The organism is Nocardia sp. NPDC059228 (assembly GCF_042754245.1).
Classification (GTDB): domain Bacteria; phylum Actinomycetota; class Actinomycetes; order Mycobacteriales; family Mycobacteriaceae; genus Nocardia.
Genome location: NZ_JBHZAL010000178.1, coordinates 1 through 1,058, shown reverse-complemented (window position 1 = coordinate 1,058; position 1,058 = coordinate 1). Strand labels below are relative to the sequence as shown.

The following is a 1,058-nucleotide window of genomic DNA, read 5'->3' as shown; positions in this document are numbered from 1 at the left end:
CCGTTGAGGTCTCCACGGAGCCCCGCCCAGCCGTCATCTGCTCCGACTTCACACCGTGGTACACACGTGAGCGTGCCGCGTCAAAGGCCTTCTACTGGACCGCCTACGAGCGCGCGCTCCGTGCCAAAGGGTGGTCTGAAGCCGCGATCGCTGGACTCGACGAAGCCAGTCGCGCCGTGGTGGAGCGGCTGACGGATCCCGAGCAGGAGGCCAGGCGACAGGCCAAGGGACTTGTCGTGGGCTACGTACAGTCAGGCAAGACGGCAAACTTCACTGGCGTGACTGCCAAGGCGATCGACTCCGGCTACCGCCTGGTGATCATCCTCAGCGGCACGCTTAATCTGCTGCGCGCACAGACTCAACGCCGTCTGGACAAGGAACTCATCGGCCAGGAGAACATCCTGCGCGGGGCGAATCCAGCCGACCCAGACAGTCTCGTGGGCATCGACTACATCGGCGACGATGAAGAGTGGCCAACGTTCCTTTCCCATGGACAGCGCCCGGCGGATCTGAACGCATTTAACATCGAACGGCTTACCACCCGGGACAGAGACTACAAAAGCCTATTCCAGGGCATTGGCATGCTGGAGGTCCAGAAAGCCAGACGCGGCTTGCCTTTGTACCACCCGGCCAATCTGCATCAGGCGGATGCACGTGTCATGGTCATAAAGAAGAACAAATCAGTGCTCACCAATCTCGTCAAAGACCTCAAACAACTCCACGGACGGTTCAATGAACTTCCCGTCCTGATTATCGATGATGAATCAGACCAAGCATCTATTAATACATCGAATCCCGAGAAATGGGAATCAGGCCGAACTACCCGTACGGCAATCAATGGCTTGATCTCGCAGCTACTCGGGCTGTTGCCACGCGCCCAGTACGTCGGCTATACCGCTACTCCTTTCGCCAACGTGTTCATCGATCCGAGCGATGCTGAGGATATTTTCCCAAGCGACTTCCTCATCTCGCTCCCGCGTCCCGCTGGATACATGGGAGTTCAAGATTTCCACGAATTCGACTCCTCCGGGATTGCCAAAGAGACACACGTCCGTGTC

The 1,058-nt window shown here is 57.8% G+C and carries 1 pseudogene; it reads left to right on the top strand.

Annotation, left to right across the window (positions count from 1 at the left end):
- A pseudogene (locus tag ACFXKA_RS43320) lies at positions 1-1,058 on the top strand (endonuclease); the annotation flags it as partial.